General features: G+C 73.7%; 15 protein-coding genes. 8 read left to right on the top strand and 7 right to left on the bottom strand.

What is annotated here, in order from left to right; genetic code table 11:
* The first annotated feature begins 236 nt into the window (after nt 1–236).
* Both ACWCXH_RS05580 and ACWCXH_RS05575 read left to right on the top strand, forming a co-directional pair.
* Nucleotides 237–938 (top strand): exonuclease domain-containing protein, encoded by a 702-nt coding sequence (locus tag ACWCXH_RS05580; protein ID WP_449800029.1) that lies wholly within the window; start codon nt 237–239, stop codon nt 936–938.
* A 141-nt stretch (nt 939–1,079) separates the two neighbouring features.
* Nucleotides 1,080–1,547, top strand: a complete 468-nt coding sequence (locus tag ACWCXH_RS05575) for a GNAT family N-acetyltransferase (protein ID WP_449800028.1) — start codon at nt 1,080–1,082, stop codon at nt 1,545–1,547.
* Between the two features lie 21 nt (nt 1,548–1,568).
* Here the strand turns inward: ACWCXH_RS05575 and ACWCXH_RS05570 are convergent, their stop codons facing one another.
* The 3 genes from ACWCXH_RS05570 to ACWCXH_RS05560 form a co-directional block, all read right to left on the bottom strand.
* Nucleotides 1,569–2,531 (bottom strand): hypothetical protein, encoded by a 963-nt coding sequence (locus ACWCXH_RS05570; protein ID WP_449800027.1) that lies wholly within the window; start codon nt 2,529–2,531, stop codon nt 1,569–1,571.
* 103 nt (nt 2,532–2,634) lie between these two features.
* Nucleotides 2,635–3,603 (bottom strand): polysaccharide deacetylase family protein, encoded by a 969-nt coding sequence (locus ACWCXH_RS05565; RefSeq protein WP_449800026.1) that lies wholly within the window; start codon nt 3,601–3,603, stop codon nt 2,635–2,637.
* A gap of 186 nt (nt 3,604–3,789) precedes the next feature.
* Nucleotides 3,790–4,683: a phosphotransferase enzyme family protein gene (locus ACWCXH_RS05560; RefSeq protein WP_449800025.1), complete on the bottom strand. Its 894-nt coding sequence runs from the start codon at nt 4,681–4,683 to the stop codon at nt 3,790–3,792.
* 625 nt (nt 4,684–5,308) lie between these two features.
* Here ACWCXH_RS05560 and ACWCXH_RS05555 point away from each other — a divergent pair.
* The 3 genes from ACWCXH_RS05555 to ACWCXH_RS05545 all read left to right on the top strand — a co-directional run bounded on the left by ACWCXH_RS05555 (nt 5,309) and on the right by ACWCXH_RS05545 (nt 9,883).
* Nucleotides 5,309–7,492 (top strand): MMPL family transporter, encoded by a 2,184-nt coding sequence (locus ACWCXH_RS05555; RefSeq protein ID WP_449800024.1) that lies wholly within the window; start codon nt 5,309–5,311, stop codon nt 7,490–7,492.
* A 320-nt stretch (nt 7,493–7,812) separates the two neighbouring features.
* A complete protein-coding gene (locus tag ACWCXH_RS05550; RefSeq protein ID WP_449800023.1) occupies nt 7,813–8,019 on the top strand; it encodes a cold-shock protein in 207 nt (68 codons plus the stop codon).
* 160 nt (nt 8,020–8,179) lie between these two features.
* Nucleotides 8,180–9,883 (top strand): DEAD/DEAH box helicase, encoded by a 1,704-nt coding sequence (locus ACWCXH_RS05545; RefSeq protein ID WP_449800022.1) that lies wholly within the window; start codon nt 8,180–8,182, stop codon nt 9,881–9,883.
* A gap of 58 nt (nt 9,884–9,941) precedes the next feature.
* Here the strand turns inward: ACWCXH_RS05545 and ACWCXH_RS05540 are convergent, their stop codons facing one another.
* Complete coding sequence (locus ACWCXH_RS05540; protein WP_449800021.1) at nt 9,942–10,790, bottom strand: helix-turn-helix transcriptional regulator; 849 nt, start codon at nt 10,788–10,790, stop codon at nt 9,942–9,944.
* A 190-nt stretch (nt 10,791–10,980) separates the two neighbouring features.
* On the opposite strand from ACWCXH_RS05540, the gene ACWCXH_RS05535 reads away from it, so the two are divergent.
* The 3 genes from ACWCXH_RS05535 (at nt 10,981) to ACWCXH_RS05525 (ending at nt 12,703) form a co-directional block, all read left to right on the top strand.
* Nucleotides 10,981–11,997 carry a hypothetical protein gene (locus ACWCXH_RS05535; protein ID WP_449800020.1) on the top strand — a complete coding sequence of 339 codons (1,017 nt, stop codon included), beginning with the start codon at nt 10,981–10,983 and terminating at the stop codon, nt 11,995–11,997.
* A 77-nt stretch (nt 11,998–12,074) separates the two neighbouring features.
* Nucleotides 12,075–12,296 (top strand): type II toxin-antitoxin system VapB family antitoxin, encoded by a 222-nt coding sequence (locus ACWCXH_RS05530; protein WP_449800019.1) that lies wholly within the window; start codon nt 12,075–12,077, stop codon nt 12,294–12,296.
* Nucleotides 12,293–12,703, top strand: coding sequence for a PIN domain-containing protein (locus ACWCXH_RS05525; protein ID WP_449800018.1), 411 nt, complete (start codon nt 12,293–12,295; stop codon nt 12,701–12,703). Before ACWCXH_RS05530 ends, ACWCXH_RS05525 begins: the two co-directional genes overlap by 4 nt.
* A gap of 15 nt (nt 12,704–12,718) precedes the next feature.
* Here the strand turns inward: ACWCXH_RS05525 and ACWCXH_RS05520 are convergent, their stop codons facing one another.
* Genes ACWCXH_RS05520 through ACWCXH_RS05510 form a run of 3 tightly spaced genes read right to left on the bottom strand, consistent with a single transcriptional unit; the run spans nt 12,719 to nt 15,184 of the window.
* A complete protein-coding gene (locus ACWCXH_RS05520) occupies nt 12,719–13,447 on the bottom strand; it encodes a sirohydrochlorin chelatase (RefSeq protein WP_449800017.1) in 729 nt (242 codons plus the stop codon).
* Nucleotides 13,448–13,458: 11 nt separating this feature from the next.
* The gene (locus ACWCXH_RS05515; RefSeq protein ID WP_449800016.1) at nt 13,459–14,388 is read right to left on the bottom strand and encodes an ABC transporter permease; all 930 of its coding nucleotides are present in this window, start codon (nt 14,386–14,388) and stop codon (nt 13,459–13,461) included.
* Nucleotides 14,375–15,184: an ABC transporter ATP-binding protein gene (locus ACWCXH_RS05510; protein ID WP_449800015.1), complete on the bottom strand. Its 810-nt coding sequence runs from the start codon at nt 15,182–15,184 to the stop codon at nt 14,375–14,377. Before ACWCXH_RS05510 ends, ACWCXH_RS05515 begins: the two co-directional genes overlap by 14 nt.
* Between the last annotated feature and the right edge of the window lie 25 nt (nt 15,185–15,209).

The following is a 15,209-nucleotide window of genomic DNA, read 5'->3' as shown; positions in this document are numbered from 1 at the left end:
TGCGCCCCCGCCGCCGTGCTCGCCCTCGCCGTCACCGCGCTCACCCAGTACGGTGCGACCGCGCTGACCGACCGGCGGATCCTGGACGGCCAGGCTGAGAACGCCTTCCGGCTCCGTGGTCGACAGCCCGTGATCGCTCCTTCGTGGTGCACCCGACCGCCCCATCGGCCGGGTTGTCGGTGGGGCGGGCGATGATAGGGGCTGTTTCGCGCAGCAGGACGGAAGGACGCACCCTCATGAGCTGGTGGCAGCAGCCACTGGTCGGCTTCGACCTGGAGACCACGGGCACCGACCCGGCCGTGGACCGCATCGTCACGGCCGCACTCGTGGACACCGTCGGGGCCCGCGGGGCGGACGTCACCGGCTGGCTGCTCGACCCCGGGGTGCCGATCCCGGCCGAGGCGGAGGCGATCCACGGGATCGGGGACGACGTCGCCCGGCGCAAGGGGCGGCCGGCCAAGGAGGCGGTGGCCGAGATAGCCGGCGCGCTCTGCGAGCGTCTCGCGGCGGGGCGTCCGGTGGTCGCGTTCAACGCGCCCTTCGACCTCTCGCTGCTCGACGCGGAGCTGCGCAGGCACGGGCTGGCGCCGCTCGCCGAGCGCCTCGGCGGTCCGGTCGGGCCGGTGCTGGACGCCCTGGTGATCGACCGGGCCGTGGACAAGTACCGCAAGGGCTCCCGCACCCTGCAGCGCGTCTGCGAGGTGTACGGCATCGAGCTGACCGACGCCCACGAGGCCGGCAGCGACGCCCTCGCCGCCGTCCGCGTCGCCGTCGCCCTCGCCGAGCGGTACAGCACCGAGGTCGGCGACGTCCCGCCGGCCGACCTGCACGAGCGCCAGGTCCACTGGTACCGGGAGTGGGCCGAGGGCCTCCAGTCCTGGCTGCGCCGCGGCAAGGACCCGCAGGCCGTGATAGACCCCCGCTGGCCGCTGCGGTAGCCGTCCGCCACCCGGCTCCGGGGCGCGCGCCCCGCCGCCGACGACAGTGGCCGGGGCATCAACTCGGGTGTGGCGTGCACCTCGTGGAGGAGGCCGAACCAAGGCGTCCGGGGCGTCGAGGAGTTCTGCCATGCTCTCCGGATGACCATCCGATTCGCCCGGCCCGCCGACCTCCGCGGTTTCCTCGTCCTCGCCGCCGGGGTCGAGCACTGGTTCGGGCCGATGGTGGACGACCCCGGCTTCCACCGGGCCGTGGTCAAGCACATCGACCGCGGGCTCGCGACGGTGGTGGACGGCGCCGACGGCGGCCTGTCGGGCGGTCTGCTGTTCGGGGGCGAGCCGCCGGTGCACCACCTGCACTGGCTGGTGGTCGCCGAGGCGGCCCGGGGCACGGGCGTGGGCCGGGCGCTGGTCGAGGACGCGCTGCGCCGGCACGTCCGGGGCCGCCCGGCGACCGTCGAGGTGGTGACGTTCGGCGCGGACCACCCGGGCGCGGTCGCGAGCGGTGCCCGGGTGTTCTACGAGCGCCTGGGCTTCACCCCGGCCGAGGCCGCCGACCCGGGCCCGGAGGGCGGCTCCCGGCAGGTCTACCGGCTCCGCCCCGGCTGACGGCTCCTGCTCGGCCGACGGCTACTGAAGGTCCAGGCCGACCGGGTGCCCGAGGCCGTCCGGGCAGACGAAGACGTGCAGTTCTCCGTGGCGGCCGACGCTGAGCCCGGGGCCGTCGCCGCTCTCGATGGTGAGCAGATGCCGCATCCGCGCCCCGCACGCGCCGCAGTCGATCGGGATCAGGTCGGTGGAGTGCCAGGACGGCCAGCCGCCGAGCTTCCAGCCCTCGGCGCAGGCCAGGCCGCGGTGGTACTCGATGCCGTGCCGTTCGGCGAACTCCTCGGCGGTGTCGTGGAGTTCGCCGGGCAGTTCGTCCTGGTGGGGGAGGTCGCGGATCTGTTCGGGGCGCATCACACACGGCGTGGGCAGGTACTCGTCGTCCGCGCGCCGCGGCTGCGGGGGCGTGCGGGGCACGAGTTCGGCGGCGCGCTGCCAGTGCAGTTCGACGGCGGGCCCGTAGTAGTAGCGCTCGCCCTGGATGTCGTCGTGGTCGTTGGGGCACCAGAGCACCTGGAGCACGTCGGCGCCGTCCGGCCAGGGCAGGTGGGGCGCGTCGGCGGTGCGGACGCGCAGGAGCGGGACGAGGGCGATCGCGCCGGACGGCGGCTCGGGGACCTTGCGGTGGGTGCGCCGGTTGACGAGGTCGAGCGAGTCGGCGCCGGCCGTGATCCGGCGGGTCTCGGCGTGCTCCTCCTCGGTGAGGACGTGGGCGCCGCCGTGCTCGCGGGCGCGCTCGCGCACGGCCCGGTCGATCGCCGTCATGATCTCCTGGTCGCGCGGGGGCATGTCCTCGTAGGCGTCGTCGAGGTGCTTGGCGGTGCAGTGCGGCCACGGTTCGCCGTCGGGCCACAGCGCCGGGCCGCCGAGCGAACTCCCGTGCGCGGTGGGCGTTCCGGCCTCGGGGTGGAGCAGGGTGGCCGGCCGCAGGTAGGGCGCGAGGGCGGGTACGGCGTCGACGAGGTCGGCGGGAGTGCGGTCCGTCACGCGGCCCACCGTAGCGGACGGCGTGGCAGGCCGTTCCGGACGGTCCGTCGGTCCCGTCCGGCCGTTCGCCGCCCCGGTCCGTCCGCCCGGTTCGTCAACCCGGCTACGCCGCCGGGAAGTCGAAGGTGTAGCCCTGGGCGACCAGCCACGGCAGCAGCAGCTTGAGCGCGGCCACGGTCTGGCTCCGGTCGCCTCCGCCGTCGTGCATGAGGATCACGCCGCCGGGCTTGAGCTGGCTCTGCACGGTGGAGACGATGGCCGGCACACCCGGGCGGGACCAGTCGCGCGGGTCGACCGACCAGCCGAGGGACTTCATGCCGAGGCCGGCCGCGATGTGCTCGTTGTCGGCGTTGAAGCCGCCGCCGGGCGCGCGGAACCAGGTGACCTGGGTGCCGGGGCCGCCCGCCTGGACGATCATGTCCTTCGCGCCCGACACCTCCGCCACCGCCTTGTCGTGCGGCAGCTTCTGGAACGGCTGCGGGTGGTGGACGCTGTGGTCGCACAGCCGGTGCCCGGCCGCGAGGACCTTCTTGACCATGCCCGGGTTGGCGGCGGCGTTCTGGCCGATCTCGCAGAACGTGGCCTTGACGTTGTACTGGGCGAGCAGGTCGAGGATCTGCGGGGTGGCCGGACCGGGGCCGTCGTCGAAGGTGAGCGCGACGGTCCGGCCGCCGGAGGCGGTCGAGCCGATCACCGTGGTCGCCGCGATGGGCGCGGCCGGCACGGCGGGGGCCATGGTGGACGGGCTCGCGGTGGGAGCCGGGGATGTGGTCGGCTTCTTCGGCGTGCGCGGGGCGACCGGCGGTGCGGCCGGGGTGCCCACGGCGACGGGCGCACCGTTCGAGTCGGGGGTGACCGGGACAGCGGGTGCCGGGCCGTTGGTCGGCGTGATCGTGATCGGGCTCTGCGCGGGCGAGGAGCCGCTCGGCGTCGGCTGGAGGGCCCCGCTGGCCGTCCCGCACGCGGCCGCGCCCAGTGCGGCGGCGACGACGAGACTGCCCATGATCAGCTGGCGGCGGAGGCGGGCCGAGCGGTTCGGGGAGGCGGGTCGGCGGGCGGCGGACTGGGGCATGGCGGCGGCTCCTGGGGTACTGGCGGCGGGTGCCGGTCCTCTCGGTCAGGATGACTGTCCGATAGGACGTCGAGCCTATGTGCCCCGGTTGCGTGCCGGACCGGTTCGTCGTAGGAGCCTTCTCACAGCTCCCCGAGTTGGCACCTGCCCGCCCTTGCGGTTATCCCGTCCTGCGTCCCGCCCGCATCAGAACGGGTACCAGCGCACGTCCGTGGCCCCGTCGCGCAGCGAGTCGACCCGGTGCCGGAACTCCGCCAGCGCCGCCGGGTTGCCCGGCGCCTGCTGCGCGACCCACGAGGCGCTGGCCGTCTCCCGCGCCCCGCGCAGCACCGCGAACCCCGGCCAGTCGCGCACGTCCCAGCCGTATGCCTCGGTGAACGCCCGGTACTCCTCGCCCGGCACGCCGTACCGGTCGTGGCTGAGCGCGAGCACCACGAGGTCGTGCTCGCGCAGGTCGCGCGAGACGTTCTCCAGGTCGAGCAGGACGGGCCCTTCGGGGCCGACGTGGACGTTGCGCGGGAGCGCGTCGCCGTGGATCACGCCGGGCTCCAGGTGCGGGGTGAGGTCGGGCAGCGCGGCGGCGAAGGCGTCCCGGCGGTGGCGCAGGAACGCGACGTCGGCCGGGTCGAGGTGCCCCTCGGCGGAGGCCAGCCAGCGTTCGACCGGGGCGAGCAGGTCGCGCCGCGCCAGCGGGAAGGGCGGCGGCGCCAGCCGGTGCAGGGCGCGCAGCAGCGGGGCGAGGTCGGCGGGGCGGGCGGGCCGGACGGCGGGGGCGAGCCGGTGCCAGAAGGTGACGGGGTGTCCGTGCGCGAGCTGCGGCTCGGGCGCGACCGCGTCGTACGGGTGCACCACCGGGACGCCCTGCCCGGCCAGCCAGTTCGCGACGGCGAGTTCGCGGTGCGCCCGCTCGTACAGCTCGGGGCCGCGGCCGACCTTGGCGACCACGGCCGGGGCGCCGAGATCGAAGACGGCGTTCTCGCCGAGCGCGAGCAGCCGCGCGTCGCCGGGGCCGGGCAGGCCGGCCGACTCGCAGGCGTGGGCGAGCAGCAGCCGGGCGCGGCCCTCGTCGAAGGGGATCATGACTGGGCTCCGTTCCGCCGACCTCCATCCGGAGACCTCCGGACGGTGATCATCATGACGCACGGACGCCGGGCCCCGCGTGATGCGGGGCCCGGCGTCGGTCCTGCGGCGGCTCGGGCCTCGACCCGGGGGCGCCCCCGGGGCCGGGCCGTCCGGGGCGGTGCTCGGCCGCCGGGTGCCGGGGTGTGTTCCGGAGTCGCAAATGGCTCCAGGAGCGCGTGAGTTGGAGCGGAACGCGGCTGGCGGGGCGCCCACCCCCGGGGCCCGTCTCGGGGTGGAGGTGGGGTTATCCCTACCCCTGCGACCCTGATCCCTCCTCCCCGAGGGTAAGGGGAAGCTCCACCCTGAGGGGGAGCTGTCTCCACCCGGAGCACGAGGTCGAGGGGTGTGCGGACGGGTGACACTGGGTCAGGGCCGCTTCGCGGGGGAGAGGCCCTCAACGGGGGTTGGCTTACGGGGTTCCTTGCCGGGCGGCAAGCAAGTACTCGTAGGATGAGCCTCCAGACCTACTTACCTGCCGACCGGCAAGGGAACGCCCGCGTGCGTTCCCGGGCCGGTCCTGCCGTCGCCCGGCGTCCCGTCCCCCAAGGGCTGCGGTGAACCATGCCCAGGAGGCATCACGAGCATGTTCCACCGACTAGGACAATTCGTCGTCCGTCGCGCCTGGTGGGTGATCGCGGCGTGGGTCGTCGCGATGATCGCCATCGTCGCGAGCCAGGCGACGGTCGCGGACCAGACCGACGAGTCGAAGTTCCTCCCCAAGCACTACGAGTCCATCCAGGCCGGGGAGCTCCAGTCGCGGGCCTTCCCGTCCAGCTTCACGCCGTCCGCCCTGCTGCTCTTCGAGCGCAACGACGGCGGCCAGCTGACCAAGGACGACCAGGCCTCGATGGACAAGGTCGTCAAGGGACTCACCGACGCGCAGATCCCGGTCGTCCAGCAGATCCTGCCGGTCGTCGACCAGTCGAAGTCCAAGGACGGCAAGTACGCGCTGTCCCAGGTCGCCATGGACCGGAACAAGGTCCAGGACCCGGAGTTCGTCGAGGCGGCCAAGAAGCTGCGCGACGAGGGCTCCAAGCTGGCCGACGGCACCGGGCTGAAGTTCCGGGTCGGCGGTGACGCGGCGAGCCAGCTGGACCAGAAGGATGCCTCGGGCAACACCGACGGGATCGTCCTGTTCGGCGGCCTCCTGCTGGTCATCGTGATCGTCGGCATCATCTTCCGCAGCATCCTGGCCGGCCTCCTGCCGGTGCTCATGTCGCTGGTGATCGCGATGCCGACCGCCAAGGGTCTGATCAACGACGCGGTCAAGGCGTTCGGCCTGGAGACCACGCCGATGACCTCGGCGATCCTCATCATCGTCGTGCTCGGCGTCGGCACCGACTACTTCCTCTTCCTGGCGTTCCGCTACCGGGAGCGGCTGCGGGCGGGCGACGAGCGCAAGGAGGCCGTGGCCAACGCGGTCGGCCGGGTCGGCGAGGCGATCGCCTCCGCCGCCGGTGCCGTGGCCGTCGCCTTCGCGGTGCTGATCCTCTCCAGCCTCGGCATGTTCACCGCGCTCGGCCCGGCGCTCGCCATCGCCGTCCTCGCCACCGCGCTGGTCATGCTCACCCTGGCCCCGGCGGTCCTCGCCGTGCTCCCGTCCAAGGCGGTGTTCTGGCCCGGCAAGAAGTGGATGCAGGAGCCCAAGAACGCCCGCTTCGCCGCGCTCGGCCGGATGACCGGCAAGAAGCCCGGCCTGGTGGCCCTGGTCGCCGGTGGCCTGCTGGTCGTCCTGACCCTGGCCGGCGTCAACTACAGCGGTACCTACGACCTCGCGGGCAGCTCCATGCCCAAGGACGCCGAGTCCATGGTCGTCCAGGACAAGCTGATGAACGCCTTCTCGGCCGGTGCCACCGACCCGAGCCACGTCCTGCTGACCAGCACCAAGGGCGCCGCGCTGACCGACGGCGAACTGAAGGACTTCGCCGGCAAGCTCGGCGGGGTCGACGGCGTGTCCAACGTGATCACGCCGACCAGGGAACGCGGCATCAGCGCGGACGGTGCCACCGCCGACTTCACCGTCATGCTGAAGGACGCGCCGGCCAGCAACGCGGCGATCGACACCGTGACGAGGCTGCGCGACACCGCGCACGGTGCGGCCCCGGCCGACACCAAGGCCCTGGTCAGCGGCATGACGTCGGTCTTCAAGGACATCAACACCGCGATGGCGCACGACTACAAGCTGGTCTTCCCGATCGCGGCCCTGCTCATCATGATCATCCTGGGTCTGCAGCTGCGCAGCGTCGTCGCCCCGTGGTACCTGATGGCCTCGGTCGGCCTGGGCTTCGGCGGCACCCTCGGCGCCACCACCCTGGTGTTCCAGAACATCGAGGGCGAGGCCGGTCTGATGTTCATGCTGCCGATCTTCATCTACCTGTTCGTGGTGGCGATCGGCACCGACTACAACATCCTGATCATCGCCCGCCTCCGCGAGGAGGCCCGCGAGGGCCGCAGCCCGCGCGAGGCGGCCCGCGAGGCCGTCAAGCACGGCGGCCCGACCGTCGCGGCGGCCGGCTTCATCCTGGCGGCCTCGTTCGCCACCTTCATGCTCGCGGGCAACGTCCTGTTCATGGAGCTCGGCTTCTCGCTGGCCTTCGGCATCGTGCTGGCGGCCTTCGTGATGGCGATGTTCTTCACCCCGGCCGTGACCGCGATGCTGGGCCACCGTGCCTGGTGGCCGGGCCACGGGGACGGCGAGGGCCACGGCAGCGGCCCGGCGCCGGTCCAGGGCGCGTACGGCGTGCCGGAGCCGGCCGGGCGGCACTGATCCGATCCGGTGATCCAACCGGTGGTCCGATCCGGTGATCCACAGGCGGTGCCCCGCTTCGGCGGGGCGCCGCCTGCCCCTTTGGCGGGGCCCGTAAACGTGATCTCCCCGGTAGAAAATCCCCCGGTCAATCGGGTGGGCACCGTGCTACAGTCGACTCAGTTGCAGTTTTGGTTCCCATGAACGTTTGTGTGCGCCTGCTGGTCCCAACCAACAGGCGCATTTGTTTTGTCCGGTGTTTCAGTCTCCGGATGGGGATCGCGGCTACTTGGGGGTTCACGAGGTGTGGATCCCTGATGCCCCAGTTAGAGGAGACGGTTATGGCTACCGGCACCGTGAAGTGGTTCAACAGCGAGAAGGGCTTCGGCTTCATCGAGCAGGCCGAGGGCGGCCCGGACGTGTTCGCGCACTACTCGAACATCGTCGCCCAGGGCTTCCGTGAGCTCGTCGAGGGCCAGCACGTCGAGTTCGACGTCACCCAGGGCCAGAAGGGCCCGCAGGCCGAGAACATCCGCGTCATCGGCTGACGTCAGCCTCCGCGCTGACTCGCGATTTCGCGAAGCGGGGGCCCGCACCGCACGGTGCGGGCCCTCGCGCATGCCGCCATACGGCCGGGGCGGCGCACCTCCCACCGACGGCCGACCAGCCCGCGCAGCGGGCTGCCGCCGACCGACGGACGGAGAACCCATGACCACCCCTGCCCGCACGCCGCGCGACCGCGGCGCCCGCACCGACGGCGCCCGCACCGAGGGCGCCCCGCGTACCCGCAAGCCGCGCAGCCGGGGCGGCGCCGGCTCCGCCGCGGGATCCCGCGCCGCCGGATCCCGCGCTGCCGGATCCCGCGCCCCCAAGACCTCCCGCGCCGCCACCGCCGCCGTGTCCGACGACTTCACCGTCGTCCAGGGCACCCCGGCCCGGCCCCCGGCGGCCACCTTCGCCGAGCTCGACCTGCCCAAGGCGATGCTGACCGCGCTCGGCCGCGAGGGCGTCACCGAGCCGTTCCCGATCCAGGCCGCCACGCTGCCGGACTCGATCGCCGGCCGCGACGTGCTCGGCCGCGGCCGCACCGGCTCCGGCAAGACCCTCGCCTTCGGCCTGCCGCTGCTCGCCCGCACCGCCGGGCGCCGCGCCGACGCCCGGCACCCGCTCGCGCTCGTGCTCGTCCCCACCCGCGAGCTCGCCCAGCAGGTCACCGAGGCGCTCACCCCCTACGCCAACGCCGTCAACCTGCGGATCACCACCGTCGTCGGCGGCATGTCGATCGGGCGCCAGGCCAATGCCGTCCGCCGCGGCACCGAGGTCCTGGTCGCCACCCCCGGCCGGCTCGACGACCTGATCGGCCGCGGCGACGTCATCCTCTCCGACGTCGCGATCACCGTCCTCGACGAGGCCGACCAGATGGCCGACATGGGCTTCCTGCCGCAGGTCACCAAGCTGCTGGAGCAGGTCGCCGAGGGCGGGCAGCGGATGCTGTTCTCCGCCACCCTGGACCGCAACGTCGACCGTCTGGTCAAGCGCTTCCTCGCCGACCCGGTCACCCACTCCGTCGACCCCTCGGCCGGCGCGGTCAGCACCATGGACCACCACGTCCTCCAGCTCGACCAGGCCGACAAGGCGTCCACCACCGCCCACATCGCCTCCCGCGACGGGCGCGTGATCATGTTCGTGCACACCAAGCACGGCGCCGACCGGCTCGCCAAGCAGTTGCTCGCGAGCGGCGTCAAGGCCGCCGCGCTGCACGGCGGCAAGTCCCAGCCGCAGCGCAACCGCGTCCTCGACCAGTTCCGCGACGGCAACGTCACCGCGCTGATCGCCACCAACGTCGCCGCCCGCGGCATCCACATCGACGGCCTCGACCTCGTCGTCAACGTCGACCCGCCGGTCGACCACAAGGACTACCTGCACCGCGGCGGCCGCACCGCCCGGGCCGGCGAGTCCGGGACGGTCGTCACCCTCGTCCTGCCCGAGCAGCGCCGCGAGGTCAACCGGCTGATGACGGTCGCCGGCATCCGCCCGACCGTCACCAAGGTCCGCCCCGGCGACGCCGACCTCGCCAAGATCACCGGTGCCCGCACCCCGAGCGGCGTCCCGGTCGCCCTCGCCGTCCCGGTGCCCGCCGCCGAGGCGACCGACGCGAAGCCCAAGGCCGAGGGCAAGGCGGGCGCCCCGCGCCGCCGCCCCGGCAAGCGCTCCGGGCTGCCCACCGACGTCGACATGAACGGCAACCCGCGCCGCCCCCGCCCCAAGCAGCGCATGGGCGCCGCCGCCCAGGGCGACCGCCCCCAGGCGGCCGGCTTCATCGGCCGCTCCGCCGGGCGCGGCAAGCCGGGCAGCGGCTCCAAGTCGGGCTCCAACTACGCGACGGGCCGCCAGCGCCGCAAGTTCGACTGACATCCGCGCGAAAAGGGCGCCCCTCGGCAGCGAGGGGCGCCCTTTTCGCGCCGAGACGTCAGGCCGTGGCGGCGACGGGCGCGAGGAGACGCAGGCGCTCGTCCGTCTCCGCGTCACGCGGCGACAGGACCACCAACTGCAGCCCGCCGGACGCCTGCAGCACGTGCTGGTCGATCCGCAGCAGCCCCAACTCCTCGTGCCGCAGCACCTTCTGAGCCCCGCCGCGCTCCTCCACCTGGTGCTCGTCCAGCCAGCGCTCCGCCTCCGGGTACGACTCCCGCACCTGCGCGATCAGCCGCGCCAGCCGCCGCCCCGCCGCCGTCGTGCCACCACCCCGCTCCGCGTACGCCGACCGTAACTGGGCCAGGAAACGCCGCGCATGGACCTCCCAGTCCACCACCCGCGCCCGGTGGACGGCGTTCCCGAACACCACCCACGCCAGGTTGCACCGCTCCGGCGGCCCCGCCGACAGCGCGAACAGGGCGTCCGCCCCCGGATTCCACGCCCGCAGATCCCAGTTCACGTCCATCAGGAACGCCGGCGCCGGCCACTGCGCGTGCAGCAGCCGCAACAGCGCCGCCGGCACCTCCGCCGGCACCTCCACCTCGCCGTCCAACGGATGACTGCCCGCCAGCCGGAACAGGTACGCCGTCTCCGCGCGGTCCAGCCGCAGCGTCCGCGCCAGACTCCCCAGCACCTCCGGCGACGGATTGATCGCCCGGCCCTGCTCCAGCCACGTGTACCACGTCACCCCCACCCCGGCCAGCAGCGCCAACTCCTCCCGCCGCAGGCCCGGCGTCCGCCGCCGCACCCCCGGCGCCAGCCCGACGTCCTCGGGTGCCAACCGGGCCCGACGGCTGCGCAGAAAACTCGACAGCGCCACCCGGCGCTCCTGCGCCTCACTCATGTCCCCCGCCCTCCCAGGCACTTCGCTGGTAGTCCGACTACCAGTATCACCACGCACTGCCGCGCCCCGGCCGCCCGCGCCAGGCTTGACCGCGTCAACGGATCGCACGTCCAAGGGAATTCCGATGAACCGTCGTCAGAGCCGTCAGAGCCGTCAGAGCCGTCAGAGTCGTCAAAGCCGTCAGCGCCCCATGCCGCGCCGCGCCCTCGCCGCGGCCGCCGCCTCCGCCGTCCTGCTCGTCGCCGCAGGCGCGGTGCCCGCTGCCGCCGTGCCCGCTGCCGCCCGCACCGCCTGCGCGCCGGCCGTCATCACCGGGCACGCGGACTCGCTCGTCCCGGAGAGCGTCGCCTGGGACCGCGACCGCCACCGTTTCCTGGTCGGCTCGCTGCGGCACGGCACCGTCTCCGAGGTGCGGACCGACGGCACCGTCCGCACGCTCGTCGACGACCCCGGCACGCTGCTGGAGGTCGCCGGACTGCGGGTGGACTCCGACCGCGGCCGCGTCCTGGTCACCAACCTCGACAACGGCGTCGGCGAACGCAGCAGCAGCGCCACCAACGGCAAGGTCGCCGGCCTCGGCGCCTACGACCTGGACACCGGCCGCCGCCTCTTCTACGTCGACCTCGCCGCCGTCGCCGGCGACGGCGGCCCCCACCTGGCCAACGACATCGCCGTCGGCCCCGACGGCACCGCCTACGTCACCGACTCCTTCGCCCCGATCGTCTACCGCGTCGGCCCCGACGGAACCGCCTCCGTCCTCGTCCGCGACGACCGCCTCACCCCGAAGCCCGGCACCTACGGCCTCAACGGCATCGTCCACCGGGGCGGGCGCCTGGTCGTCGGCAAGTGGGACGACGGGACACTGTGGCAGGTGCCGCTGCGCGACCCGGCGGCGGTGCGGCGGATCGAGGTCACCGGCGGGGACGCGACGTCGCTGCTCCACCTCGACGGCCTGTCCGGCCGCCCCGGCGGTGGCATCGCGGGCGTCACCAACGCGTTCTTCGGCACCGGCCGCGACACCGAGGTCGAACTGCGCTCCGACGACCACTGGAACACCGCCCGCCTGGTCACCGTCCGCCCCTCCGCCGACGCCACCCCCACCGCCGTCACCCCCGGCCCCGCCGGCCGCCTCTACCAGCTCTCCGGCGGCCTCGCCGACGCCCTCGGCGGCCACCCGACGGACACCTTCACCCTGCGCCGCCTCTGACCGATTTCCCCCGTCGACCGATGTTGGCGAAGTACAATGCTATGGACATCACCAACATCGATCGACGGAGGTGCCGGATGTCCGTGACACAGATCGACATCGATGAAGACGCGCTGGAACGCGCGATGGCTCTTGCCGGGGTGCGGACCAAGAAGGACGCGGTCAACCTGGCTCTGCGCTTCTACGCCGAGCAGCAGGAGCGCGCGGCTCGTATCAGCACGCACTTCGAGCGGGCCCGACGCTGGGCAGCCGTCGAGCACGCCGAGCGGCTGCACAAGGCCGAGAAGGACGCTCGGTGATCTATCTCCTCGACACCTCGGCACTGTTCCGGCTCCTTCGTGAGCCGAAGCTCCAGGCCGCCTGGCACGACGCGATCGACGCGGGGGCGATCGCGTCGTGCTTTCCGCAGCGTGCCGAATTCCTCTACAGCGCGCGTGACGGCCGGGAGTACGACGAGATCTCCGAGATGTTCGCTGACCTCTACCCGGACGTGTCGGTTCCGAAGGGCGCGGGCCGCTGGATCGACACCGTGCAGCGGCGGATGGCGCTCGCCGGGCACCACCGCAGCGCCTCGGCGGTCGACCTGATGATCGCGGCGACGGCCGCACACCACGGACTCACGGTTCTCCACGACGACGCGGACTACCGCACTGTGGCGCAGCACGCCGCCGATCTCAGCGAGCACAGTGTTCTGGACCACGCCTGAGCCGAGGCCACAGGCTCAGGCGGTGAGGGCCGGGACTGCCCGGGAGGCCCGCAGCGCCTCGTCGTAGCGCTGCAGGAGCAGGGTGGCGAGCTCCGGGCACGCGCCCAGGACGTCGGCGAGGACGTCGGCGTCCGCGGCCGCCTGCGTGATGCGGTCGGGGAGGCGGCCGGGGGCCAGCAGGTAGGGGGCCACGGCCGTCCGGGCGGCGCCGGCGGCGCGCAGGGCGGCCAGGGCCTCGGGGACGCGAGGGCCGCTCCCGGCCGCGTAGGCGACCTCGACGCCGGCCCAGCCGCGGGTGCGCCGCCACGCGGCGGCGACCGCACGGGTCGCGGCGTCGGCCGCCGGGTCGGAGGAGCCCGCCGCCGCGAGCACCACACCCGTACGGGCCCGCACGGCGGCCGAGGAGACGTCCAGGCCCGCCTCGGCCAGCCGCCGGTCCAGCGCGGCCGGCAGCAGCGGCGACGGGCCGAGGACGTCCGCCACCGGCAGGCCCGCGCCCGCGGCGCGCAGGGCCGCTGGGATGTCGTACTTCGCGTGGAACGCCCGGTTCAGCAGGAGGGGCACCGCCACCGCCTCCCCCAGCCGCCCCACCACCTGCGGGATCCGCGGCGCGCAGTGGTCCAGGTACGCCGTCGCGACCTCGACCCCGGGCCGCTGCGCCCGCACCCGCCCGACGAGCGCGGCCACCGTCGCGGCGTGCCGCGGGTCCCGGCTGCCGTGGGCGATCAGGAGGAGGGTGGGCATCCGGACCGTCCCTACTTCGCGGCGGCCAGCAGGCCGCGGTTGCGCAGCACCCGGCGCTCGACCGGGGTGAACACGAGCAGTTCGATGGCGATGCCGACGAACAGGATCAAGACGATGCCGAGCAGCACCCCGGACATGTCGGAGAACTCGCGCTGGTTCTCCAGGTACCGGCCGAGCCCGAGGCCCAGGTCGGGGGAGGAGGCGACGAGTTCGGCGGCCATCAGCGAGCGCCAGGAGAACGCCCAGCCCTGCTTGAGCCCGGCCAGGTAGCCCGGCAGTGCGGCCGGCAGCAGCACGTGCCGGGCGCCGGTCAGGCCGGTGGCGCCGATGGTCCGCCCGGCGCGCAGGAACAGCGGCGGCACCTGGTCGATCCCGGCGACGAGGCCGTTGGCGACGGAGGGCACGGCGCCGAGCAGGATCACCGCGTACATCATCGAGTCGTTGATGCCGAGCCAGATCACCGCGGCCGGCACCCACGCGACCGACGGCAGCGACTGCAGGCCCTGCAGCACCGGGCCGATCGCGGTGCGCACCGGCCTGACCCGGGCGACGACCAGGCCGATCGGCGTGCCGATGACGACGGCGAGCAGGAAGCCCGACAGGCCGCGCCACACGCTGGTCCAGATGATCGAGAACAGCGTGCCCCGGTACCAGAGGTCCTGCGCGGAGTGCCACACGTCCGCCGGGCTCGGCAGCTTGTAGGACGAGGTGAGGTGCAGGCTGTACGCGCCCTGCCACAGCGCGAGCACGACGAGGACGCCGAGCAGCGGCGGCAGCGCCTTGGTCCGCAGCACCTCGCCGAGCGAACTGCGCTGGGCGGAGACGGAGTCGAGGGCGTCGAGGCCGGCGCCGACCTCGGCGGTGTCGGTGGTGCCGGTGGTGCCGGTGGTGCCAGCGGTGCCGTTCTCGGACCGGGTGAGCGTGGTGTCAGTGCTGGACATGGCGACGGATCTCCCCACGCAGTTCTTCGGTGATCTCGATGGACAGGTCGGCGACGCCGGCGGACTCGATGCGCCGCGGCTGCGGCAGGTCGATGTGCCACTCGCGGGCGATGCGGCCGGGGCGGGAGGAGAGCAGCACGACGCGCTGGGCGAGCCGGACGGCCTCGCGCACGTTGTGGGTGACGAACAGGACGGACAGCTGCCGTTCGGCCCAGATCCGGGTGATCTCGTCGTGCAGGACGTCGCGGGTGATCGCGTCGAGCGCGGCGAACGGCTCGTCCATCAGCAGCACCTTGCTGCCCTGGGCCAGCGCGCGGGCCATCGCGACGCGCTGGCGCATGCCGCCGGACAGCTCGTGCACCCGCTTGCCGTAGGAGCCGCGCAGGCGGACGAGTTCGAGGAGGCGCTCGGCCTCGGCGCGCCGCTCGGGGCGGGGGACGCCGGCGAGCTTGAGGGCGAGCTCGATGTTGCGCCCGGCGGTGAGCCAGGGGAACAGCGCGTGCTCCTGGAACATCAGCGCGGGCCGGGCGCCGGGCACCTCGATGCTGCCCCGGGTGGGCCGGTCGAGGCCGGCGACGAGGTTGAGCAGGGTGGACTTGCCGCAGCCCGAGGCGCCGAGCAGCGTGACGAACTCGCCGGGGGCGACGTCGAGGGTGATGTCGTCCAGGACGTGGGTCTGCGCGCCGGGCCGGCCGAAGGACTTGTGCACGTGCGAGATCCGGACGGCGGGCGCGGGCGCGGGCGCGGCGCCGGCGGCGCCGGGGGCGTCCGCCGAGGTGGTCAGTGCCGAGGTCATCCGGGCACCTCCTGCGTGAGTGGTC

The sequence above is a fragment of the Kitasatospora sp. NPDC001660 genome (assembly GCF_053596725.1).
The sequence above is the reverse complement of the archived record's forward strand: the minus strand, read 5'-3'. Positions and strand labels throughout refer to the sequence as shown.